This window comes from Kitasatospora sp. NPDC090091 (assembly GCF_044747365.1).
Taxonomy (GTDB): Bacteria; Actinomycetota; Actinomycetes; order Streptomycetales; family Streptomycetaceae; genus Kitasatospora.
In genome coordinates this window covers 388,922-409,087 of the sequence record NZ_JBIVDY010000002.1, presented here as the reverse complement: position 1 = coordinate 409,087, position 20,166 = coordinate 388,922, and the positions used below count along the sequence as shown (strand labels likewise).

Below are 20,166 nucleotides of genomic sequence, written 5' to 3'. Positions count from 1 at the left end.
GGTGGAAGGGGTCATTCCTGGGGGACCGTGAGCACGATCTTGCCCTGGATGTGCCCCCGGGAGGCGCGCTCGTGCGCCGCCCGGGCGTCCGCGAGCGGAAACGTACTGTCGACCGCGACGCGAACCGTGCCCGCGTCGAGCAGGTGTCCCGCTTCGGCAAGCTGCGCGCCGTGCGAGCGGACCTGGGTGCCCGAGACCGTGACGCCCAGCTCTGCGGTCTCCGCCTCGTCGAATTCGCCGAAGAACACGGGGAACAGGGCACCGCCGCGCTTGAGCGTACGCAGGAAGCGGCTGCTGTCGCGTCCGCCGACGGCGTCGAGAACGAGGTCGACGCCGCGCACGAGTTCCTCGGGACGGCTCTTGGTGTAGTCGATGAATTCGTCGGCGCCCAACTCGCGCAGGAACGATTCATGCGCGCCCGATGCCACCGCGATGACCCGTGCGCCCTTCCACTTCGCCAACTGCAGTGCGAAGTGCCCCACACCGCCCGCAGCGCCGTTGACGAGCACCGTCGTGCCGGCGTCGAGGGCCACCGGACGGTGCCGCGCCGCCTGGAAGGGCGAGGGGTGATCGTGTCCGAGCTCGATCAGGAACTGCCACGCCGTCAGCAGGGACATCGGCGCCCCGGCGGCGTGCACGTGATCGATGCCGGCCGGCTTGGGCGCGAGGTCCGACGCGGGAGCGGCCACGTACTGGGCATAGGCATTGCCGTCGAAACTCGGGAAACGAAGCAGACCGAAGACCTCGTCACCGACGGAGAAGCCCTCCACATCCGCGGCGACGGCCTCGACGACGCCCGAGACGTCCGTTCCGGGGATCACGGGCAGGTCGAACTGCGGCCGCTTCTCCGGAGGGATGTTGCCCAGCCCGTCGCGCAGGTACCAGTCCGGAGGGTTGATGCCGATCGCGTGAACACGGACGAGCACCTCACCCGGTCCCGGCTCGGGCATCGGCACCTCGTCGTAGCGCAGAACCTCGGGGCCGCCGTGCTCATGCAGCCGGATCGCCCTCATCGTGCGTGTCGGCATCGTTCTCCTCCTGCTCTTCCGGGGGGTACGCTGACTGGATCAGTGATCCGGTTATCCGGACCACTGATCCGAATATATGGACCACTGATCCGGATGGTCAAGTGAACCACCGATCCGGATAGCCGGGAGAGGCAGATGCGGGCCGACGCCAGGAAGAATCGTGACCACCTGCTCGCAGTCGCGGGCACCGTCATCGCCGAGCAGGGCGCCGAGGCGTCGCTGCGCGACATCGCGCGCAGGGCCGACATGGGGCTCGCCACGCTCCTCCGTCACTTCCCGACCCGCGAGGCGCTGCTCGACGCCCTGCTCCGCACGAACTTCGACGGGCTGACGGCACGGGCGGGCGAGCTCAAGAGGTCGAGCTCGCCCGAAGACGCTCTCCTGTCGTGGCTGCGCGACTGCGTCACGGTCGCGCACGAGTACCGGGGCGTGACAGCGCTGATGGCGGCTGCTCTCGCGGACACCGGGTCCGCACTCCATGCTTCGTGCGTCACCATGCGCGCAGCCGGCACGGAGCTCCTCGCCCGTGCTCAGGCCGCGGGCGCGGCGCGGGCCGACATCGACGGCACCGATCTGTTTGCGCTGGTGGCGGCGCTCGCGTGGCTCGGCGATCAACCCTCGCTCGCGCCACGCGCCGATCACCTGCTCACTGTCGTCGCGAGCGCGATTCTGGCGGGCGAAGGGAGCAGCGGCATCGAGAGCGCACCGTGATGCCGGTGCGGCCGGCCCACGTGTTCGGCCCAGGTCTCAGCGCTGGCGGGGCAGCTCCACGCGGAAGGTGGCACCCCGGCCGGGAGCGGTGTGGAGGGTGAGGGTGCCGCCGTGGGCGTGGGTGAGGGCGGTGGCGATGGCGAGGCCCAGGCCGGCGCCGCCGCCGTCGTGGCGGCTGCGGGAGGCGTCGACGCGGTAGAAGCGGTGGAAGACCAGCCCGGCCTGCTCGGCGGTGAGCCCCGGGCCGGAGTCGGCGACCTCCAGCAGGCAGAGGCCGTCCGGATCGGTGCCGACGCCGATCCGCACCGCGGTGCCGGGCGGGGTGTGCTTGACGGCGTTGCCGACCAGGTTGGTGACCACCTGGCGCAGCCGCGCCTCGTCCCCGAGGACCGGCGCCGGGCCGGGCGCGCCCTCGCCGGCCGGGCCGGTGAGGGCCACCGGGCGGGACGGGTCCAGGGCGGTGAGGTCGTGCAGGGCGTCCGCGGCCAGGGTGCGCAGGTCCATCGGGGCGATGTCGAGCGGGCGCTCCTCGTCGATCCGCGCGAGCACCAGCAGGTCCTCGACCAGGGCGCCCATCCGGACGGCCTCGTTCTCGATCCGGACCATCGTCCGCCGGACGTCCGCCTCGGTGGGCAGCGCGCCCATCCGGTACAGCTCGGCGAAGCCGCGGATGCCGGCCAGCGGCGTGCGCAGCTCGTGCGAGGCGTCGGCGACGAACCGACGCATCCGCGCCTCGGACTCGGCCCGGGCGGCGAACGCGGCCTCGATCTGGGTGAGCATGCCGTTCAGCGCGATGGAGAGCCGGCCGACCTCGGTGCGCGGCGGGAGCGCGGGCATCCGGTGCGAGAGCTCGCCGGAGGCGATCAGCTCGGCCCCCTCCTCGATCCGGCGCAGCGGCCGCAGCCCGGCCCGGACGGCGAAGAAGCCGAGCGCCGCGATCAGCACCAGCACCGCGCCGCCGATCGCCAGGAACGAGGTGCGCAGCCGGGCCACGGTGGCGTCGATGTCCTCGCGCGAGACGGCCACCATCAGGTACGCGGCGGAGGGTGTCGGGGTGGCGAAGACGCTGGCCGGGGCGGCCGGCCGCTGGAGCGGCAGGACCACCACCCGCCAGGAGTTGCGGCCGCGCTGGTCGGGCAGGTCGAAGGGGGTGTCCGGGGAGGTGGCGGCCGGGTCGAGCCCGGCCAGCTGGGGCGCCGGGTCGTTCTCGGAGACCGGCTGGCGGACGACCTGCTGCACCCGGCCGTCCGCCGAGAGGTACTGCACCAGGTACTGGCTGGGCAGCGCCGCCAGGTAGTTGGGGGCGCCGCGCTTGCCGGTGACCGACGGCTGCCTGTTCTCGGGCCAGGTGGTCCGGCCCGGGGCGCGTTTGGACAGCGGCTCGCCGAAGCGCTGCAGCTGCTCGTCGAGCCGCTGCACCAGCTGCATCCGGACGGTGCCGAGCACCACGGTGTCGCTGACCGCGAGCCCGGTGGTGACCAGGGCGAGCGCGAGCACGAGCAGCCGGGCGCGCAGCGACAGCCGGGTGAGCATCGGGGCGGCCCGTCAGTTCTGCGGCGGGCGGCGCAGCGCGTAGCCGATCCCGCGCACGGTGTGGATCAGCTTGGGGCCGTGGGCCGGGCCGGAGTCGAGCTTGCGGCGCAGGTAGGAGATGTAGGACTCGACGATGGAGAGGTCGCCGCCGAAGTCGTACGCCCAGACGTGGTCGAGGATCTGCGCCTTGGAGACCACCCGGCCGACGTTGGCCATCAGGTAGTGCAGCAGCTTGAACTCGGTGGGGGAGAGCGAGACCGGGGTGCCGCCGCGGGTGACCTCGTGGGCGATCGGGTCGAGGGTGAGGTCGCCGACGACCAGCCGGCCGTCCTCGGCGGGGCCGCCGGCCCGGCGCAGGATGGCGCGGATCCGGGCGATCAGCTCCTCCAGGCTGAACGGCTTGGTGACGTAGTCGTCCGCGCCGGCGGCGAGGCCCTGGACCTTGTCGCCGACGCCGTCCTTGGCGGTGAGGAAGAGCACCGGCAGGTGGTCGCCGGAGTGGCCGTGCGCGGGGCCGGCGATCTGGCCGCGGCTGGTCTGCTCGCGCAGCCGCTCGACCACGGTGAACCCGTCGAGGTCGGGCAGCATCACGTCGAGGACGACCAGGTCGGGGCGGTCGGCGGCGATGAGTTCGAGCGCCTCGGCGCCGCTGGCGGCGGAGGCGACCCGGAAGCCGGAGAACCGCAGCGAGGCGGAGAGCAGCTCGCGGATGTTGGGTTCGTCGTCGACGACGAGGAGGAACGCCTCCCCCGGGCCGCCGGCCACCGCGGAGCTGCCTGGTGTGGACACAGTGCCTTGCACGGGGCTTCCGCCTCCCGGTCGGACGATGGCATTCAGCTTGAGGCTAGCCCGCAGAGGCTATGCGCCATCGATGAATGTTGGATTAACACCTTATCGGGCGGTTTTGCGCGAACGAGCCCACCGAGGCGGGTTCGGTGGTGTGCGCACGGGCCCCGGTGGGTGGGTCCGGCCACACTCCTCGCCGGACCGGGGCCGCTCCGGGCTCCGCCCGGTGCACAGTGGGAGCACCGGACCGAAGGTGGGGAGAGTACCGAAGGTGGGGGAAGTCATGGGACGGCTGGTCTCCTGGGTGGCGGGCGCGGGCACGGGGTTCCTACGGGGGTGCGCCGTCGCGGCCGTCACCCTGCTGGTCCCGGCCGTGTGGGCGGGCGCCGTGACGCTTGGCGTCCACTGGGGGGCGGCCAACCCCTGGTCGTGGCTGCTGCCGCTGGCGCTGGTGGGCACCGGCACCCTCGTGCTGTGCCGCCCGGTGTGCCGGGCCGTGCGGTTCCTGGTCGCCCGGTGGTGCGCCACCGTCGTCCCGCCCGGCTACCGCGAGGCGCCGCCGGTGCGGCAGATGTCCACCGGGTACTGGTGGAACGGCTTCAACTACGAACGCACCCGGCGCGACGCCCTGATGGACCAGCGGTGGCGCGTCCGGTGGCACGACCCGGCCAACTGGCGCGACCTGCGGTTCGTCGGCGTCGCCGCGTTCACCGCGGGCCCCGTCGCCGCCCTGCCGCCGGCGGGGCTGGCCACCGCCGTCCTCGGGCTGGGCCGGGCGGACACCGGCGCGCGCCTGGTCGGGGCGGTCGGCCTGGCCGTGGCCGTCGGCTGCGCCCCGTACGCCTGGCAGGCCGTCCGGCCGGTCGCCGTCCGCTTCCTGCGCCCCTCCACGGCGATGGCACTGGCCGAGCGGGTGGAGGAGCTCACCGCCCAGCGGGCGGACGCCACGATCGCCCAGGCCGCCGAGATCCGCCGCATCGAGCGGGACCTGCACGACGGGGCGCAGGCCCGCCTGGTCGCGCTCGGGCTCTCCCTGACCACCGCGCAGCTGCTGCTGGACCGCGACCCCGAGCAGGCCCGGGCGCTGATGCGGGACGCCCAGGCCGGCGCCACCGCCTCGCTCGCCGAACTGCGCGAGCTGATCCACGGGATCAGCCCGCCGGTCCTGACCGAACGCGGCCTGGTGGACGCCGTGCGCGCCCTCGCCCTCGACATGCCGCTCGCGGTGACGGTCGGTGCCGAGGCCCCGCTGCGGGTGGACGCACCGATCGAGTCCGCCGTCTACTTCGGCGTCGCCGAGCTGCTGACCAACGCGGTTCGGCACGCCGGGGCGACCCGGGCGCGCGTGACGCTCACTCAGGACGAGCTCGGGGTCGTCGTCGAGGTGGAGGACGACGGCCGGGGCGGACTCACGGAGCGGCCCGGCGGCGGCATCGCGGGGCTGCGCCGCCGCCTCGACGCGTTCCGCGGAACCCTGGAGATCACCAGCCCCCGGGGCGGCCCGACCCGTGCCAGGATGACGGTGCCATGCGAATCCTTGTAGCCGAAGACCTCTACCTGCTGCGTGACGGGATGGTCCGCCTGATCGAGGCCTGCGGGCACCAGGTGGTGGCCACCGCCGCCACCGGGCCCGAGACCCTCGAAGCGCTGCGCACCTGGCGCCCGGACGTGTCCGTCGTCGACGTCCGGATGCCGCCGACGCAGTCCGACGAGGGCCTGCGGGCCGCCCTGGCAGCCCGCGCCGAGCTGCCCGGACTCCCGATCCTGATCCTCTCCCAGCACGTCGAGCAGCTGTACGCCCGGGAGTTGCTGGCCGACGGCTCCGGCGGCGTCGGCTACCTGCTCAAGGAGAGCGTCTTCGACGCCGACCACTTCATCGGCTCGCTGGAGCGCGTCGCGGCGGGCGGGACCGCCATGGACCCGGCCGTCATCGCCAGGCTGCTCACCACCAGCCCGCCGGAGCGCGGCCTCGCGCAGCTCACCGAGCGCGAGTACTCGGTCCTGGGTCTGATGGCCGAGGGGCTGTCCAACCAGGCCGTCGGACGGCGCCTGTTCCTCAGCGAGAGCGCCATCAGCAAGTACACGACCTCGATCTTCGGCAAGCTCGGCATCGCCGGCGACGACGACACCAACCGCCGGGTCCGCGCCGTCCTCGCCTACCTCAACCAGCCCTGAGGCCCGGATCGCGTACGGGGCACGCGCGAAGCCCTGCGCAGGCTCCGCCGAGCCTGCGCAGGGCCGTTCACCGGTGGCGGCTTCCACCGCCGTGCGGGTTGCGGGACGCGCCCCTCGCGCGTCACCCCTTCCCGGAGAAGGCGGAGCTCAGGGCGGGCCCGCGGCTGATCACGGCGACGCCGACCAGGGCCAGGGCGGACAGGCCCTGGAGCACCGCGTACCACGGCGGGCAGAGGCCGGGGACCAGGTCGACGCCGATGACGGCCACCGGCATGATCGTGGAGAGCGTGCGCAGGCGGTCGAAGGCCTTGTCCGACCCCTGAGCGGCGCGGACGGCCATCCGGTGGACCAGCGGGGCGACCGCGAGCAGGATCACCGCCCGGGCCCACATGAACGAGGTCGTCCGGTGGCCGGTGAGGGCCATCACGGCGACCGTCCCGAGGACGACCGCGCCGACGGCGCCGAAGAGCGTGATGCACTTCCTCACCGTGCCGAAGGCCTCCTGGGCGCGGGAGTCGCCGAGGTCCGCCGCCGTGGTCGCTGCCATGTTCTTCCCCTCCGAGTCGTTGTGACCTCGACGCTACGGAGCGCCCGGGCGGCCGGACACGGGTCTGGCCGTACGGCGGGGTGGGGCTGGACCCACTCCTCGGTACGGCGGCGGGCGGGCGACGGCCGGAGGAAGAGACGCGAAGACCCCCGCCCACCTGGGGCGAGGGCCTCGCGCGGCGTCCGAACGGCTGCGGGGTCAGCCGTTGGACGGGTTCCGGGTGCCGCCACCCCCTCCACCGAAGCCGCCGAAGCCGCCCGCGCCGCCGAACCCGGTGCCGCCCTCGACGAGCTGGTTGGCCGCGAATCCACCGTTGGCGTCGGGGGTGCCGACGACGGTCACGCTCTGGCCGGGCTGCAGGTCGGCGACCTTGCCCTCCTTGTTGAGCTGGACCTTCGTCGCGTCGCCGGTGGTGATCTTGACGGTCTTGCCGTTGGCGTCGGTGAGGTAGACGGTGGTGCCGTCGACGGCCTTGACGGTGCCGCGGGTGAAGCCGCCTTGGCCGTTGCCGCCTTGGCCGCCGCTGCCCTGGCCGTTGCCCTGGCCGCCCTGGCCGCCCTGGCCGTTGCCCTGACCGCCCTGGCCGTTGCGGCGGGTGCCGTTCTGGCCGGAGCCCCCGGCGCCGGCGCCGCCGCCCGCCCGGGTCTGCTGCTGCCCGCCGGCGGCCGTCGCCTTGCCGCTGCCGCCGCCCGAGCCGTGCTCCTGCTGGTACCAGACGCCGCCCGCGAACGCCCCGGTGGCGATGACCGCTCCGGCCAGCACCAGGGTGAGCCAGGGCAGTCGGCGGCGCGGGGGCGCCGCCAGCTCGGCCGTGACGTCCCGGGCGTCCGGCGCGGTGGAGAGCAGGACGACCTGCTCGGCCGGGGTGCGCGGCTCGCTCTCGTTTCGCGGCTCGATCTCGTTGCTCATCGTCTGCGGGTCCTTGATCACTCGTGCCGGAGGGCGTCGATCGGGCGCAGCGACGCGGCCCGGTTGGCGGGGTAGCTGCCGAAGAACAGCCCGATCGCGACGGCGATGCCGAACGCGCCGAGCACCGACTCGGGGATCACCACCGGCTTGATGCCGACGATACTGAAGTGCGAGCCGGCGATCCCGGCCAGCACCCCGAGCCCCGCCCCGAGCACCGACAGCAGGGTGGACTCGGTGAGGAACTGCCCGAGGATCACCGCGCGCGGGGCGCCGAGCGCCTTGCGGATGCCGATCTCCCTGGTCCGCTCGGTGACGGTGACCAGCATGATGTTGGTGATGCCGATCCCGCCGACCAGCAGCGAGATCGCGGCCACCGCGCCGAGCAGCACGGTGAAGGTCTTCGTGGTGGACTCGCGGGCGGTGAGCAGCGAGGCCTGGTTGCTGATCCGGAAGTCCGCCTTGCTCGGGTCGGCGATCGCGTGGGTGCCGAGCAGCACCCGGGTGATCTCGGCCTGCGCGGCCGTGGTGGTCTCGGCGGAGGTGGCCTGCACCAGGATCTGGTTGACCGAGCCGAAGCCGGTGAAGGCGTTCTGCACGGTCGGCAGCGGTGCGATCACCACGTCGTCCGGGTCGGTGAAACCGGTGCCGCCCTTGGCCTGCAGCACGCCGACCACGGTGAGCGGGGTGCCGCCGACGGTGATCTGCCTGCCCACCGGGTCGGCGGCGGCGAACAGCTGCTTGGCGGTGGTGGCGCCGAGCACGGCGACCTTGCGGGAGCCGAGCACGTCGTCGTTGGAGAAGTACTCGCCGTGGCCGATCCGCTGGTTCGCGGTCTCGAAGTACGCCGGGTAGGTGCCGACGATCGAGCCGGGGCTGTAGGAGATGTCCCCGTACAGGGCGGTGCCGCTGGTGGTGACCACCGGTGCCACGGACCTGATCGCGCTCGTGTCCGGGTCGCTCGCCAGCGCCTTGGCGTCGGCGACGGTGAGCTTCTTCGCGGTGGAGGCGGTACGCGCGCCACCGAAGGACGAACCGGCGCTGACCGTCAGCGAGTTGGTGCCGAGCGAGGTGATCTGCTCCTTGACCGCGACCGAGGAGCCGTTGCCGACGGCGAGCAGCACGATCACCGAGGCCACGCCGATCAGCACACCGAGCATGGTGAGGGCGGAGCGCACCTTGTTGGCGGCCAGGCCGCCGACGGCGAAGCGGAGCATCTGCCAGAGGATCACGCCGTCACCTCCCGGGCCCCGACCGCCGGGGCTCCGGCCGCCGCGGCCAGGGCGGGCGGCGGCCCGTCCACCGGCGCCTGCCGGACGTCGTCGACGATCGCGCCGTCGACCAGCCGGACGACCCGCTTGGCGTGCCGGGCGACCTCGTCCTCGTGGGTGATCAGGACGACCGTGCGGCCGGTGGCGTTGAGGCCGTCGATGATCGCCAGCACCTCCTCGGTGGAGCGGCTGTCCAGGTTGCCGGTGGGCTCGTCGGCCAGCAGCATCGCGGGGGCGGTGACCAGCGCCCGGGCGACGGCCACCCGCTGCTGCTGGCCGCCGGAGAGCTCGTTCGGCCGGTGCCCGGCGCGTTCGGCGAGGCCGACCAGGGAGAGCGCGGCCACCGCGCGGCGGCGCCGCTCGGCGGCCCGGACGCCCGCGTAGGCGAGCGGCAGCTCGACCTGGGCGAGCGCGGTGGTGCGGGGGATCAGGTTGAAGGACTGGAAGATGAAGCCGATCTTGCGGTTGCGGACCAGCGAGAGCTGCTGCTCGTCCAGGTGCCCGACGTCGATGCCGTCCAGCAGGTAGCGGCCGGTGGTGGGGACGTCCAGGCAGCCGAGGATGTTCATCAGGGTGGACTTGCCGGAGCCCGAGCTGCCCATCACCGCGACGAAGTCGCCCTGGGCGATGTCCAGGCTGACGCCGAGCGGCTCCCCGGTGGCCGGGTCGGCCGGGCCTCGTAGGGCGTGCACGGTGGCGTCGCCGTGACCGTAGGACTTGATGACGCGGCGGACCTGGATCACCGGGGGCGGGGTGGGGGCGGTCTGGCGCGCCGGGGCGGTCTGGCGCGCCATCAGCGGTTCCCGCCGGCCCGGCCCGCGCCGCCACCGCCGCCCGCGCCGCCGACACCGGCCACGCCCGCGCCGCCGCCGGTGCGGCCGCCCTGGCCGCCCTGGCCGCCGTTCAGGCCGGGGAAGGAGCCGTTCGGGAAGCCGTTGCTCCCGCTGGTGGTGGCGAGCTCGACCTTGTCGCCCTCCTTGAGGCCGGAGACCACCTGCACGGTGGAATCGCCCTCCACGCCCACGCCGACGGTGACCCGCTCGGTGGCGCCGTCCGGGTGGACGAGGGTCGCCGTCCGGCTCGCGCCGGTGCCGGCCAGCGCCGCGGTGGGCAGCGAGAGGGCGTCGTCCGCCTCGCCGGTGACCACCGAGACGGTCGCGCTGAGGCCGGTGCGGAGCTTGCTGGTGTCCCCGGTGATCTGCAGCGTCGCCGCGTACTGGACGGCGGCCGCGCCGCCGGTGCCGCCGCCGACCGGCAGCGGGCTGACCGACAGGACGGTGGCGTTGAGCTTGGTGTCGGACTGCGCGTTCAGGGTGACGGTGGCCGCCTCGCCCTTCTTCAGCTTGAGCGAGTCCAGCTCGGAGAAGTTGGCGGTGACCTGCATCCCGGTCGGGTTGGTGAGCACGATGAAGCCGCTCGGCGCGGCGGAGACCGCGCTGCTGCCCGAGGACTTCCCCGTGGCCGAACCGCTGCCGGTGGTCGCGCCCACCGTGTCACCGACCTTGCCGGTGAGCGACGCCACGGTGCCGTCCACCGAGGCGGTGAGCGTGGTGCCGGCGAGGGCGGCCTGGGCGTTGGAGAGGTTGGTCTGCGCGGTGGCGACCTGCTGCTGGGCCTGGGCCACGGCGGCGTCGTCCACCTTGGTGGTGGTGATCGTGGTGGTCTGCGGAGCGGGCGTACTGCTCACGCCCGCTCCGCGCTCCCCACCTCCGGCGCCGCCGGCGCCGTTGCCGCCCGCGCTGCCGGACGGCTGGGCGGTGCCCGGGATCTGCTGGGTGGTCGTGGTGGTGACCCCGGCCTCCGCCTTGTCGAGATTGGCGTTGGCCGTGGTGAGGGCCGCCTTCGCCGCGTCCACCTGCTGCTGGGCCGTCGTGGTGTCGACCGTCGCCAACACCTGGCCCTTGGTGACGGTGTCGCCCACCGCCACCTTGATCGCGGTCAGCTTCCCGCCGGTGGTGAAGTCCTGGGCCGCGTCGGTGGGCGAGGCCAGGGTGCCGGTTCCGGACACGGTGGCCAGGACCATGCCCTTGGCCACCGTCGCCGTCCGGACCTGTGCCTTCGTGGAGGCCTTCTCGGCACCGCCGTCCAGCGTCGTGTACGCCAGAGCAGCGGCGCCCACCAGGGCCACGCCGAGCGCGGAGTTCAGGAGGACGGCACCACGCCGTCGCGGGAGCACCTTCATGCCGCACAGCTTCGCCGGGCCCTCTTGCGGACTCCTGAGCCCCGGCTGGGAGAAAGCTGATCATCCGAATCCGGTCATTACGCCGCAAGCCACCCCGCCCGAGCACCCCCCTTGGCCCCGGGGTGGCCCCCCGTTGGCAGAAATCCCAGCCCCCTCCCAGCCACCCCCAGCCATCCGGAAGGCCCGGCGCACCTGCCGCGCCCACACGTGCGGGAGTGCTCCCATGCGCCCTTGCTGCTACGCCGGCTCTGCGACACGGTATGGACCCGCAACGACCCGCAACGGGCTGGACTCAGGAGATCACCATGGGGCTGGACTTCGCCGGGATGGACCCGGAGACCAAGTCGGGAGGCTCGCCGACGGTGTGGATCGAGAATGAGACACGCGAGATCGTCATCCAGGGGTGGAAGGCGGACGCCATGCTCGAAGCCCAAATCTGCGGGACCGAGTGGGTACCCGGACATGATCGGGGCATTCCCAACCACGAAGCCGTTGTCCGCATCCCCGTGCGGATGATCCCGATCTTGAGGAAGGCGTGCGATGACGCAGAACGTGCCGGACTTCTCCGCCCTGTTGAGGGGAGCACAGCGGACGGCTGTGCACCTGGAGATGCGTGACGCCTACGGCGTCGCCGACGAGGCCGAGGAGTTCGAGGAGTTCAGGCGTTCCGGCAAGGTCGATCTCGACCCGGAATCGGACGGCTGGGCCGGCTGGGTGCCGCTCGTACGGGAGACGGTGGGGCGGGGTGTGGTCATCCGCCGCGCACGGATCGTGTCCGAACCAGTGACCGACTACATCAGGTGGGAGCACGCGCTGACCCAGGTGAATATCGCGGCCGGCGAACAGGTGCGCTGGCTGCCCCGCCGACTCGCCTCCGACATTGCGCTGCCAGGCAATGATCTCTGGCTGATTGACGACTGCCTGGTCCTGTTCCACTGGTTCACCGGTGACGGCGACTGGGCCGGCCACGAGTACACCGAGGATCCGGCCGCGGTGAAAATGGTGTCCACCGCCTTCGAAACGGTGTGGGAACGTGCCGTCCCGCACGACCGGTTCGCCGTCTGAGGCCTGAGGACCGTCCGGCAGACAGCTCATGTCGACGTCACCGCTCTCCGCCGCACAGGCTGCCCGGCAGGCCCTTGCCGACCGACTTCAGCACATGCGAAAGGACGCGGGACTCACAGGACGTGAGCTGTCTGCTCGCTGCGGCTGGCATCCGGCCAAGACCACCCGTCTGCAGAAGGCCGAAGCCGCCCCGTCCGACTCCGATATCCGGGCCTGGTGCACCGCTTGCGGCGCCGAGGCGCAGATCCCCGAACTGATCGCCGCTTCGCGATCGGCCGCGTCGATGTACATGGAGTGGAAGCGCCTCCAGCGTGCCGGACTCCGGCAGCTCCAGGCGTCCTACACCCGGTCCTACATGGAATCGCGGCTTCTGCGCTTCTACTCCTCCGACGTCGTCCCCGGGATGTTCCAGACCCGAGGTTACGCCGCCACCATCCTCTCCCGCTTTGCTGACGAGGCCAGTTCAGCCGACGACCTGGAACAGGCCGTCGCACAGCGAATGCAGAGCACGCGACCGATGCGCGAGGGCAGTCACCGCATCGTGTGCCTGGTCGAGGAATCCGTTCTCCGTTTCCGCATCGCCGAGACATCCGTGATGGCCGCCCAACTCCGGCACCTGCTTTCGGTCATGTCGTTGCCTCGTGTAAGCCTCGGCATCATCCCCTTCACGGCCCAGCGCTCACTGTGGCCGGTCGAGACATTCCACGTCGTCGATGACCAACTGGTCGAAGTCGAGCTGGTGACTGCCCGCGTCAGGATCACCGCTCCGTCCGAGGTCCGTGAGTATCTCCAGACCTTCGCCGAGCTGAAGGGCTTCGCCGTGTACGGCCAGGAAGCTCGCGCTGTCCTTGGGGCGGCGATCGACGCGTTGGGGTGAACCCCCGCAACTTTCCGCAACTTCGTTGAAAGCGTCGAGTGTTGCTCCGTAGCTTCGTAATGCCTGCTCCGTAGCGATGCGTCAGGCGTTCCCGGGTCGGGGCCCGGGCGGATGCCGCTTCCCATGGCCTCAGCGGCCAGCCCGCAAGGTCCTCAACCCCCCGGGAGCTGTGCCACACCACCCGCCACAACCGGAAGGAGACCCGTCGTGAGCACCATCACGAACGAGTTGGTCGAGCTGGGTAAGTTCTTCACCATCACCGGCCGCCGCTTGGCCGCCGGGAACACTGCCCCCGAGATGTTCTCCGGAGCCATCGACGCAGCGTGGCACCTCCTCGCCGCCGACGCTGAGGCCCATGCGGAGTTCACTGCGACGCACGCCGGCCGCGGGCTCCTCCATGTCGAGGGAAGCGGCGAGGGATTCGTCTCGTGGGTCGCCGCCTACCAGGAGGTGTACGGGCAACTGCCGGAGATCTGGTTCACTGACGCCGAGGGCATGGTGAACACGGAGGCTCTGGCCCGCTATCGCGAATCGGGTGAGGTCTGGGCGTCGTGGAAGTGCAGCCCCGAGGCGGTCCCCGCTCCGGTGAAGACTACGTCCACCACCCGGTGACCTCCGACGCGCGGATGGAGCCCCGGCCGACGGCCGGGGCTCTGCGCATCACCAGGCCTCGCAGCACCGAGCCCCCTGAGGGCTGCGCCGTCTATGTGGACGTGACGACGTCCTTCTGCCCCTACCTGGGTCCGTCCCTGCGAAGCGGGCTCACCGGCTGGACCGTCTACGGCGTGGACCCCGACGCCGATCCGGTGGATGTCGAGGGAGCCGTCTTCGCCGCCGCCGTTCACGCCGCCGAGTTCGTCCGAGTCTTGGCACCTCGCTCTCGGGGACACCTTGCATGTGAGAACGCCGTCTTCCTCGGTGCCGGTCGTCAAGAGATCGACTGGCCCCATTGGGTGCTGAAGCACCTCTATGCCCCAGCGGGACTGATGGTCGGCAAGTTCTGGAAAGGGGAAGAAGACACCAGCTGGAAGGGCGATCCACTCCCCGTCCCGCCCGTCACCTTCCTTTCGCTACGACCGGCCGTGCGTCCTCGGGATCCCCGGTTCCTCGACAGCACGCCTGTTCTGGCCGACACCATCGCTACCAGTCGCGACGACGGCCGTGACGTTCTGCTCCCCCTCATCGGTGAGCAAACCAGCGCCACCGCAGCAGCCACACACTGGGCCACCATCAAGACATGGGCCGCTTCCCTCCAGGAGAACCGTTGATCGACAGCTTCCGGGTCCAGGCGGAGAGGATCACCGGACCCTTCAGCGACATCATCCCTGTCACCGACCGACGGGGGTCTGCCGTGTGGAAGGCCGTCGCCAGACACGGCGTATATGCCATCAAGGCCGGGTACGGCGTGGGCGAGGAGATCACCGCCCGTGAGGCAGCCGTGCTCGACCAGCTTCCCGGCTATACGGTCGCCTCCGGCCGATTCGCTGAAGGCGTCTGGTACATCACGCCTTGGCTCCAGGGGCCTTCCACGTGGGAGCTGTTCGCTCCCACGAGGAACGGCTCCATCTGCAACGAGCAGGTCCTCGCCGGAGCCGTCGAACTCTGCCACGCGGTTGCCGAACTCCACGCTGCCGGATGGGTCCACGGGGACCTCCAGCCCTCCCACGCAGTACATACCGATCACGGCGTCAAACTGATCGATCTGTCGTGGGCCTGGCATCCCGGCTTCGACCAGCACTCGGCATTCATGGGCGGGATCACGCATCTGGTCGCCCCTGAGCTGGCAGCCTCGATCGAGGCTGGTGTGCGACCGGTGAGGCCGACCGAGGCTACCGACGTCTATGCCCTCGCCGGGACACTGTGGACCTGCATTACGGGTCGGTGGCCGCTCGACTACGCCAAGGCCGGACTCGACCCGCAAGAGTCCGCTCCGGGCGTCCTACGCACGGCTGTCGGGACCGGCAGGATTCCGTTGGATCCGCACGAAGTCTGGCCGGCAGTCCAGCATGTGCTCCGCTCGGTACTGCTCTCGCCACCCGAGATGCGCCCGACCGCCACAGACCTCGCCCTCCGATTGGAGTCCATCACCCCTCCGCGCGGGACAACCTGAGATCCGAAGGCAACCGCTAGACACAGCAGCTACCCACACGCGGAGCTGTGTGAAGGAGCAGACGTGATGCAGCAGACTTCCGAGGATCACCCGGGAATTGCCGCCGCGATCGTGGTGCATGAGGGGCGCGTGTTGATGGTTCGGCGCCGGACGGCGAAGGACGGCTCTCGTGGCAGTTCCCGGCCGGTGAGATCGAGGCCTGCGAGGCACCCGCGTCCGCGGCTGATCCATCGGCCTGTGCCTCGGAGTGGGAAGTCGGACGGGCCGACTTCCCACTCCGGATTGGCGATCACCGTTGGGGGAATGCGCGGCGACTCACGGGCACGGGGTCAGGCCCGCGCATTACCCGGGGACCGCCGGACCAGCTGCGGCCGGCCGTCGTCGAGGGACACGTAGAAGCGTCCGAGGGATTCGACGGCCTCGTCCTGCAATGGCCCCTCCGGCAGCGCGACCTCGTGCACCACCCTGCCCTCCGACACGCGGATGCCGCCGCTGGAAGGGGCGTCCGGACTCGCCGCCCCGGGCTCGGGCACGGCGGCTGCCGCGATGATGTTCCCCTGCTCGTCCGCGAGAACGAGCAGTCTGGCCGGTCCACCGCTCTCGCGCGTCATGTCACGCCACCTCCGTCCAGGTGGAACCAGATGTCGGTGGTCGAAGGGTTCGAGATCCCCACGATGTAGTCGTCCGTCGCACCACCGAACACGGCGCGGTTCTGGATTCCGTGCCACTGGACGATGAGATCGCGCGGATCCGCAGCGCCGCTGCTGCTGTCGAGCTTCGCCTCGACGTACTGGGGCCCTTGGTACGTGCCGCCGAAGGTGTACCAGAACTCTGCGGCCTGCCCCTGCGCGATGAACCACCGGGCGGCGCCGGGCGGCGGGAATTGCCAAGCCATGACATGACCTCCAGCATCAACCGTCGGCCTGCGGGAAGGGGTCGTCGAAAGGCATCGGGCCGACAGTGGATGGTTCGTCCACTTCCAGTCAACCGCCCGGGGACTGGGGAAGCAAGCCCCCCAAGACGATTCCGAAGCGTAGCCGGAGCGGTGAACGCTCAGTAATGTAAAGGCACTTCGACACGGATGTGAGACAACGGTGGAGCTACGACCGGCGGCCCCTTGCGAGACGCAAGGGGCCGCCGGTGCGAGTGGCTATGCGTCGGCGATGAAGTGGTCGAAGTCGCCGGCCTTGACGTCCTGGACGAACTTGGAGAACGTGAGCGCGGTGGTGCGGACGATGACGTCGCCGTCATCGGACTCACGGAGTTCGATCAGCCCGTCGGCGTCACGCACCTCGACACAATTGTCGCTTGCGGCAGAGTAGCTGGATTTCTGCCATACGGACCTAGCCATGGTTTGTTTCCGTTTCTTCCTTGATCGACTGGATGAGGTCTCGCGACTTCTCTTCGGAGAGCGCCGTGGCATCCATCTGGGCGAGAAGGGCTCGGAACCGCGCGAGATGCGCCGGAGTATCGAAGAGCTGACCCCCATGGCCAGTGTCCATCTGAGCTGCATCCAGCTCGGTGATGGGTCCTTGCGCATAGGTGAAGTTCTCACTGGGGCTTGGCACGGACTCGGCGCCGAAGGGGACCACTCGAACTGAAATGGTCGGCTGCGTCGAGTCCAGGACCAGTGCATCGAGTTGCTCTGCGTGGATCTTCGGCCCGCTGAACTGCATGCGCAACGCCGCTTCGTGGATGAAGGCAGAGTATGGCGTCACTCCCGATCGAACCACTCGCTGCCGCTGCATTCGAAAGGCAGTTCTGAGATCGACCTCATGACGGAGCAGTGGCGGATATGCCTGAGCGAACAACGACGAGGCGTACGCTCCAGTCTGCAGCAGCCCTGGGATGAAGGTCGTCGTGTAGGTGGCGAGCCGCCTCGCATGGCCCTCCAGCTCGGCTACATCGAGGAAGTCCGTTGCAAGGGCTTCGCGGTACTCCTCCCACCACCCGGGCTTTCCCCGTTCGGTGATGATGTCGGCGAGGGCACTGATCAGCGGCTCATTGACGCACATGCATGTGGTTGCGATCGCGCGAAGGCGCTCGACGCTGATGCCGATCTTCCCCGACTCCATCTGTGTCACCTGGGCTGGGTTCATCCCGACGGCGCGGCCAAGCTGACTTCCACCGAAACCGGCCTGCTCACGCATCCTTCGCAGCTCGGCGCCCAGCCTGCGCTGACGGATTGTTGGGTTCGTGCGCGCCATGGGTTCCTTCCGAGACCTGGGTTGCTCCAGTCTGCCGCGCCAGCTGAAGGTCGGTCCATCCCGGGCGGGGCTTCCACGGAAGAGGGAACATCTCGATTCCATGGGAAATTTACCATCACTGTGCGCTATGGTCGTCATCACAACGATCCGACGGATCGTCAGTAATGCCTGATTCCCGGGCAGTAGGCGCCTGCTGCCCCCGCACCGCAGAGCAGCCACGCGTGGCATCAGCCAGCCGCGCCCTGGCCTGGCTCACGGCGACGATTCCGCCGGTCGAACCCGAATCCACCACACCGCCTCGCTCCGGAGGTTCCCCATGTGTGCCCTCAACCCGCCCGACTGGTCCGCCGCCCGCGACGAGCTGCGTGACATCCTCACCGCCGCCCGCTGGCCGGACGACCTCATCGCCGACGCCGAGCTCGCCCTGCACGAACTCTTCGTCAACGCCTGGAAGCACGGCGGCAGCCCCGCGCCGACCGTCGTCCTCGTCCTCCTCCCCGACCACACCCTCCGGGTCTCCGTCGCCGACGACAGCCCCTCCCTCCCCGAGCCCAGAACCTCCGCCGACCCCTACGAGCTCTCCGGCCGGGGCCTGCACCTCGTCCGCTCGCTCACCCACCGGTTCGGCGCCAACACCCGCAAGCGCGGCGGCAAGTGCGTCTGGTTCGAGCTGCAGGCCGCCGCGTGAACCGCGACACCGGAAGGGAGTCGCTGCTGTGGGAGCGCTGATCCCCTTCGTCACCCAGACCGCCGTCCACACCGAGCGGACCACCGCCCACTACCTCGCCGTCGAGCACGTCCCCGACGCCGCCGTCGAACTCCGCGTCGCCGTCGACCTCGACGTCCACGCGGGCCCCGGCGAACACCTCGCCTTCCCCCTCACCAACGAGCAGGCCCACGACCTCCTCCACACCCTCGCCGCCCACCTCGGCCACCGCGTCCTGGGGATTCGCCGATGAGACCCGGGACCGCCGCCTTCCTCGTCGGCGCCGCCTTCGCGGCCCTCCTCGCCCTCGCGATCGCCACCGTCGCCCTCGGCGTCGTCACCGCCCTCAGGGTCAACGACGACCGGCCCCCGCCCCCGATCACCGCGCACGGCCGCTGGGAACTGCGCCGACTCCCCGACGGCACCCGCGAGTACGCCTGGATCGCCCGCCAGGCCGGCCGCTACGGCCCCGAGATCAGGCCTCACCCGACGCGGCACCGCCACGGCATATCCGCCTGAGCAGCAGCACGCGGAGGCCCTCGCCCGTCCGGGGCGAGGGCCTCGCTGTGCGTCAGGCAGTAGGCAGCCGGCCGGCGTCAGACCAGGGCGGTCGCCGCCAGGGCCAGACCCGCAGCGCCGAAGACGATCACGTGGCGGGCGTTCTGGAGGATCCACACCCAGCGGGGGAAGCCACCCTCGGCGGCCTTGAGCAGCGCGGCGACGTCGATCCGGGCCAGCTCCGGGTCGCCCTTGCGGGCAAACGCGGCCTGCACCGAACTGGTGGCGGTCAGGTTGCTGTAGAGGATCACGATGTTGATGGCCAGGACGAGGCCGAGGACGACCCAGTTGACCACGCCCGCCCAGGAGACGCCGCCCAGGTTGAGCCCGGCGGTGGCGGCCAGCACCGCCGCGATCGACACCGGGGCCCAGGTCTCGTGGCCGCCCGCGTCGAAGCGCATCCCGTTCTCCTCCAGGACGGTGGTCCGCACCTGCTGCCGGCGCAGCTCGCTGTGCGCGGCCTCGGTGGCGACGGCGCCGAAGCGGGCCCGGACGAGCGGGATGCTGACGAAGGCGGCGGCGACGGACAGCTGCAGGGCGGCGACGAAAGCGTTCACGGTTGGTTCCCCCTAGGACGTGTGCGCCAGTGTCCCGGCGCCCCGGCTCGGTTTCTTGAACTAAGTGCAAGTACAAGTTAGCCCCGGACTTGAACACTGTGCAAGTAGGTTCCTGAACTTTGTGCAAGTCGAGCCCGCCGCCCTATCGTGAGCGCCATGGCACGCGACACCCTCACCCGCGAACAGATCGTCCGGACCGCCGTCGAACTCCTCGACGAGGAAGGCCTGGAAGGGCTCAACATGCGCAGCCTCGGCAAGCGCCTGGGCAGCGCCGCCACCGCGGTGTACTGGCACGTCAAGAACAAGGACGACCTCGTCGTCCTCGCCGGGGACCACGTCTGGCACGAGATCGAGCTGCCGAACGGGGAGCCGGCCGACTGGCGCAGCGCGGCCGTCGCGCTCGCCGTCGAGCTGCACGCCATGTTCGGGCGGCACCCCTGGCTGGTGCAGGCCTTCGGCTCCCACCTCTTCTACGGCCCCGGCAAGGCCCGCTTCGACGACCACACCCTCGCCCTCTACGAGCGGGCCGGCTTTGCACCCGCCGCCGCGGACGCCGTCGCGGCCGCCGTCTTCACCTACGTGCTCGGCAACGCGCTCGGCGACGCGGCGATGGTCTCGCTGAACCGCCGGCTCGACCGCGAGGGCAAGGACCCGGACGAGGCGTTCCGGGACACGATGGCCAAGGCCTCCGAGGTCGCCGTCGCGTTCCCCCGCCTCCGTGCCCGGCTGGAGGAGCCCGCCGCCACCGACTACGCCGCGGCGCCCCACCAGACCCTCGAACTCGGCCTCCGCGCCCTGCTCACCGGGCTGGAGACCGAACTGGCAGCCGCCTCCGGCCGCCCCGGCACGGCCTGACGCGAGGGGACGACGGACCGGCCCCCGGCGGTCGTTACGCAGCCGATGGGTGGCCGTGACACGACCGGCCGGGGACCGCGACACGGCACTCC

At 71.1% G+C, this 20,166-nt stretch carries 25 protein-coding genes and 1 pseudogene; 13 read left to right on the top strand and 13 right to left on the bottom strand.

Translation table 11 applies throughout. From position 1 onward, the window contains the following. Positions 1–11: 11 nt before the first annotated feature. Positions 12–1,028, bottom strand: coding sequence for an NADP-dependent oxidoreductase (locus tag ACIPSC_RS04795; RefSeq protein WP_400822971.1), 1,017 nt, complete (start codon positions 1,026–1,028; stop codon positions 12–14). A 135-nt stretch (positions 1,029–1,163) separates the two neighbouring features. Between ACIPSC_RS04795 and ACIPSC_RS04790 the strand changes: the two genes are divergently transcribed. Continuing rightward, the gene (locus ACIPSC_RS04790) at positions 1,164–1,739 is read left to right on the top strand and encodes a TetR/AcrR family transcriptional regulator (RefSeq protein WP_400822970.1); all 576 of its coding nucleotides are present in this window, start codon (positions 1,164–1,166) and stop codon (positions 1,737–1,739) included. 36 nt (positions 1,740–1,775) lie between these two features. On the opposite strand, the gene ACIPSC_RS04785 is transcribed toward ACIPSC_RS04790, so the two are convergent. Together ACIPSC_RS04785 and ACIPSC_RS04780 are read right to left on the bottom strand one after the other, a co-directional pair. After that, positions 1,776–3,272 carry a sensor histidine kinase gene (locus tag ACIPSC_RS04785; protein WP_400822969.1) on the bottom strand — a complete coding sequence of 499 codons (1,497 nt, stop codon included), beginning with the start codon at positions 3,270–3,272 and terminating at the stop codon, positions 1,776–1,778. Between the two features lie 12 nt (positions 3,273–3,284). After that, on the bottom strand, positions 3,285–4,061 hold the full coding sequence (locus tag ACIPSC_RS04780) for a response regulator transcription factor (RefSeq protein WP_400823349.1): 777 nt from the start codon (positions 4,059–4,061) through the stop codon (positions 3,285–3,287). Between the two features lie 280 nt (positions 4,062–4,341). Between ACIPSC_RS04780 and ACIPSC_RS04775 the strand changes: the two genes are divergently transcribed. Next, entirely contained in the window at positions 4,342–5,601 is a 1,260-nt protein-coding gene (locus tag ACIPSC_RS04775) for a sensor histidine kinase (RefSeq protein WP_400822968.1), read from the top strand. Beyond that, positions 5,586–6,233 carry a response regulator gene (locus ACIPSC_RS04770; protein WP_400822966.1) on the top strand — a complete coding sequence of 216 codons (648 nt, stop codon included), beginning with the start codon at positions 5,586–5,588 and terminating at the stop codon, positions 6,231–6,233. The genes ACIPSC_RS04775 and ACIPSC_RS04770 overlap by 16 nt, the downstream gene beginning before the upstream one ends. A 121-nt stretch (positions 6,234–6,354) precedes the next feature. On the opposite strand, the gene ACIPSC_RS04765 is transcribed toward ACIPSC_RS04770, so the two are convergent. The 5 genes from ACIPSC_RS04765 to ACIPSC_RS04745 all read right to left on the bottom strand — a co-directional run bounded on the left by ACIPSC_RS04765 (position 6,355) and on the right by ACIPSC_RS04745 (position 11,139). Continuing rightward, the gene (locus ACIPSC_RS04765; protein ID WP_400822964.1) at positions 6,355–6,780 is read right to left on the bottom strand and encodes a hypothetical protein; all 426 of its coding nucleotides are present in this window, start codon (positions 6,778–6,780) and stop codon (positions 6,355–6,357) included. A gap of 198 nt (positions 6,781–6,978) precedes the next feature. Further along, positions 6,979–7,689, bottom strand: a complete 711-nt coding sequence (locus ACIPSC_RS04760) for a hypothetical protein (protein ID WP_400822963.1) — start codon at positions 7,687–7,689, stop codon at positions 6,979–6,981. Between the two features lie 17 nt (positions 7,690–7,706). Next, the gene (locus ACIPSC_RS04755) at positions 7,707–8,918 is read right to left on the bottom strand and encodes an ABC transporter permease (RefSeq protein WP_400822960.1); all 1,212 of its coding nucleotides are present in this window, start codon (positions 8,916–8,918) and stop codon (positions 7,707–7,709) included. Beyond that, positions 8,915–9,751: an ABC transporter ATP-binding protein gene (locus tag ACIPSC_RS04750; RefSeq protein WP_400822958.1), complete on the bottom strand. Its 837-nt coding sequence runs from the start codon at positions 9,749–9,751 to the stop codon at positions 8,915–8,917. The genes ACIPSC_RS04755 and ACIPSC_RS04750 overlap by 4 nt, the downstream gene beginning before the upstream one ends. Beyond that, complete coding sequence (locus tag ACIPSC_RS04745; RefSeq protein ID WP_400822956.1) at positions 9,751–11,139, bottom strand: efflux RND transporter periplasmic adaptor subunit; 1,389 nt, start codon at positions 11,137–11,139, stop codon at positions 9,751–9,753. Before ACIPSC_RS04745 ends, ACIPSC_RS04750 begins: the two co-directional genes overlap by 1 nt. A gap of 540 nt (positions 11,140–11,679) precedes the next feature. On the opposite strand from ACIPSC_RS04745, the gene ACIPSC_RS04740 reads away from it, so the two are divergent. The 6 genes and pseudogenes from ACIPSC_RS04740 to ACIPSC_RS04715 all read left to right on the top strand — a co-directional run. Then, positions 11,680–12,204 (top strand): DUF6879 family protein, encoded by a 525-nt coding sequence (locus ACIPSC_RS04740; RefSeq protein ID WP_400822954.1) that lies wholly within the window; start codon positions 11,680–11,682, stop codon positions 12,202–12,204. Positions 12,205–12,232: 28 nt separating this feature from the next. After that, entirely contained in the window at positions 12,233–13,081 is an 849-nt protein-coding gene (locus ACIPSC_RS04735; RefSeq protein ID WP_400822953.1) for a helix-turn-helix domain-containing protein, read from the top strand. Between the two features lie 207 nt (positions 13,082–13,288). After that, positions 13,289–13,693 (top strand): hypothetical protein, encoded by a 405-nt coding sequence (locus ACIPSC_RS04730; RefSeq protein ID WP_400822950.1) that lies wholly within the window; start codon positions 13,289–13,291, stop codon positions 13,691–13,693. Further along, complete coding sequence (locus ACIPSC_RS04725) at positions 13,690–14,349, top strand: DUF6875 domain-containing protein (protein ID WP_400822949.1); 660 nt, start codon at positions 13,690–13,692, stop codon at positions 14,347–14,349. Before ACIPSC_RS04730 ends, ACIPSC_RS04725 begins: the two co-directional genes overlap by 4 nt. Then, on the top strand, positions 14,346–15,191 hold the full coding sequence (locus ACIPSC_RS04720) for a hypothetical protein (protein WP_400822947.1): 846 nt from the start codon (positions 14,346–14,348) through the stop codon (positions 15,189–15,191). The genes ACIPSC_RS04725 and ACIPSC_RS04720 overlap by 4 nt, the downstream gene beginning before the upstream one ends. Positions 15,192–15,254: 63 nt before the next feature. Continuing rightward, positions 15,255–15,415 (top strand): annotated as a pseudogene (locus tag ACIPSC_RS04715) (NUDIX hydrolase); the annotation flags it as partial. Between the two features lie 105 nt (positions 15,416–15,520). Here the strand turns inward: ACIPSC_RS04715 and ACIPSC_RS04710 are convergent. The 4 genes from ACIPSC_RS04710 to ACIPSC_RS04695 all read right to left on the bottom strand — a co-directional run bounded on the left by ACIPSC_RS04710 (position 15,521) and on the right by ACIPSC_RS04695 (position 17,398). Continuing rightward, positions 15,521–15,802, bottom strand: coding sequence for a hypothetical protein (locus ACIPSC_RS04710; protein WP_400823359.1), 282 nt, complete (start codon positions 15,800–15,802; stop codon positions 15,521–15,523). Continuing rightward, a complete protein-coding gene (locus ACIPSC_RS04705) occupies positions 15,799–16,086 on the bottom strand; it encodes a hypothetical protein (protein WP_400822946.1) in 288 nt (95 codons plus the stop codon). The genes ACIPSC_RS04710 and ACIPSC_RS04705 overlap by 4 nt, the downstream gene beginning before the upstream one ends. A gap of 255 nt (positions 16,087–16,341) precedes the next feature. Continuing rightward, positions 16,342–16,542, bottom strand: coding sequence for a DUF397 domain-containing protein (locus ACIPSC_RS04700; RefSeq protein ID WP_400822944.1), 201 nt, complete (start codon positions 16,540–16,542; stop codon positions 16,342–16,344). Continuing rightward, positions 16,535–17,398, bottom strand: coding sequence for a helix-turn-helix domain-containing protein (locus ACIPSC_RS04695; RefSeq protein ID WP_400822941.1), 864 nt, complete (start codon positions 17,396–17,398; stop codon positions 16,535–16,537). The genes ACIPSC_RS04700 and ACIPSC_RS04695 overlap by 8 nt, the downstream gene beginning before the upstream one ends. Positions 17,399–17,714: 316 nt before the next feature. Here ACIPSC_RS04695 and ACIPSC_RS04690 point away from each other — a divergent pair, with 316 nt between their 5' ends. Genes ACIPSC_RS04690 through ACIPSC_RS04680 form a run of 3 tightly spaced genes read left to right on the top strand, consistent with a single transcriptional unit; the run spans position 17,715 to position 18,623 of the window. Next, on the top strand, positions 17,715–18,086 hold the full coding sequence (locus tag ACIPSC_RS04690; protein ID WP_400822939.1) for an ATP-binding protein: 372 nt from the start codon (positions 17,715–17,717) through the stop codon (positions 18,084–18,086). Positions 18,087–18,114: 28 nt separating this feature from the next. Continuing rightward, positions 18,115–18,357, top strand: a complete 243-nt coding sequence (locus tag ACIPSC_RS04685; RefSeq protein ID WP_400822937.1) for a hypothetical protein — start codon at positions 18,115–18,117, stop codon at positions 18,355–18,357. Next, positions 18,354–18,623, top strand: coding sequence for a hypothetical protein (locus ACIPSC_RS04680; RefSeq protein WP_400822936.1), 270 nt, complete (start codon positions 18,354–18,356; stop codon positions 18,621–18,623). Before ACIPSC_RS04685 ends, ACIPSC_RS04680 begins: the two co-directional genes overlap by 4 nt. A 77-nt stretch (positions 18,624–18,700) precedes the next feature. On the opposite strand, the gene ACIPSC_RS04675 is transcribed toward ACIPSC_RS04680, so the two are convergent. Continuing rightward, positions 18,701–19,219, bottom strand: coding sequence for a hypothetical protein (locus tag ACIPSC_RS04675; protein WP_400822934.1), 519 nt, complete (start codon positions 19,217–19,219; stop codon positions 18,701–18,703). 156 nt (positions 19,220–19,375) lie between these two features. Here ACIPSC_RS04675 and ACIPSC_RS04670 point away from each other — a divergent pair, with 156 nt between their 5' ends. Next, complete coding sequence (locus ACIPSC_RS04670; RefSeq protein WP_400822933.1) at positions 19,376–20,074, top strand: TetR/AcrR family transcriptional regulator; 699 nt, start codon at positions 19,376–19,378, stop codon at positions 20,072–20,074. Positions 20,075–20,166 lie beyond the last annotated feature (92 nt).

Coding starts and splice junctions, on each gene's coding strand:
- ACIPSC_RS04795 (WP_400822971.1), bottom strand. CDS start 1,028: ATGCCGACACGCACGATGAGGGCGATCCGGCTGCATGAGCACGGCGGC.
- ACIPSC_RS04790 (WP_400822970.1), top strand. CDS start 1,164: ATGCGGGCCGACGCCAGGAAGAATCGTGACCACCTGCTCGCAGTCGCG.
- ACIPSC_RS04785 (WP_400822969.1), bottom strand. CDS start 3,272: ATGCTCACCCGGCTGTCGCTGCGCGCCCGGCTGCTCGTGCTCGCGCTC.
- ACIPSC_RS04775 (WP_400822968.1), top strand. CDS start 4,342: ATGGGACGGCTGGTCTCCTGGGTGGCGGGCGCGGGCACGGGGTTCCTA.
- ACIPSC_RS04770 (WP_400822966.1), top strand. CDS start 5,586: ATGCGAATCCTTGTAGCCGAAGACCTCTACCTGCTGCGTGACGGGATG.
- ACIPSC_RS04765 (WP_400822964.1), bottom strand. CDS start 6,780: ATGGCAGCGACCACGGCGGCGGACCTCGGCGACTCCCGCGCCCAGGAG.
- ACIPSC_RS04760 (WP_400822963.1), bottom strand. CDS start 7,689: ATGAGCAACGAGATCGAGCCGCGAAACGAGAGCGAGCCGCGCACCCCG.
- ACIPSC_RS04750 (WP_400822958.1), bottom strand. CDS start 9,751: ATGGCGCGCCAGACCGCCCCGGCGCGCCAGACCGCCCCCACCCCGCCC.
- ACIPSC_RS04745 (WP_400822956.1), bottom strand. CDS start 11,139: ATGAAGGTGCTCCCGCGACGGCGTGGTGCCGTCCTCCTGAACTCCGCG.
- ACIPSC_RS04740 (WP_400822954.1), top strand. CDS start 11,680: ATGACGCAGAACGTGCCGGACTTCTCCGCCCTGTTGAGGGGAGCACAG.
- ACIPSC_RS04735 (WP_400822953.1), top strand. CDS start 12,233: ATGTCGACGTCACCGCTCTCCGCCGCACAGGCTGCCCGGCAGGCCCTT.
- ACIPSC_RS04710 (WP_400823359.1), bottom strand. CDS start 15,802: ATGACGCGCGAGAGCGGTGGACCGGCCAGACTGCTCGTTCTCGCGGAC.
- ACIPSC_RS04705 (WP_400822946.1), bottom strand. CDS start 16,086: ATGGCTTGGCAATTCCCGCCGCCCGGCGCCGCCCGGTGGTTCATCGCG.
- ACIPSC_RS04700 (WP_400822944.1), bottom strand. CDS start 16,542: ATGGCTAGGTCCGTATGGCAGAAATCCAGCTACTCTGCCGCAAGCGAC.
- ACIPSC_RS04695 (WP_400822941.1), bottom strand. CDS start 17,398: ATGGCGCGCACGAACCCAACAATCCGTCAGCGCAGGCTGGGCGCCGAG.
- ACIPSC_RS04690 (WP_400822939.1), top strand. CDS start 17,715: ATGTGTGCCCTCAACCCGCCCGACTGGTCCGCCGCCCGCGACGAGCTG.
- ACIPSC_RS04680 (WP_400822936.1), top strand. CDS start 18,354: ATGAGACCCGGGACCGCCGCCTTCCTCGTCGGCGCCGCCTTCGCGGCC.
- ACIPSC_RS04670 (WP_400822933.1), top strand. CDS start 19,376: ATGGCACGCGACACCCTCACCCGCGAACAGATCGTCCGGACCGCCGTC.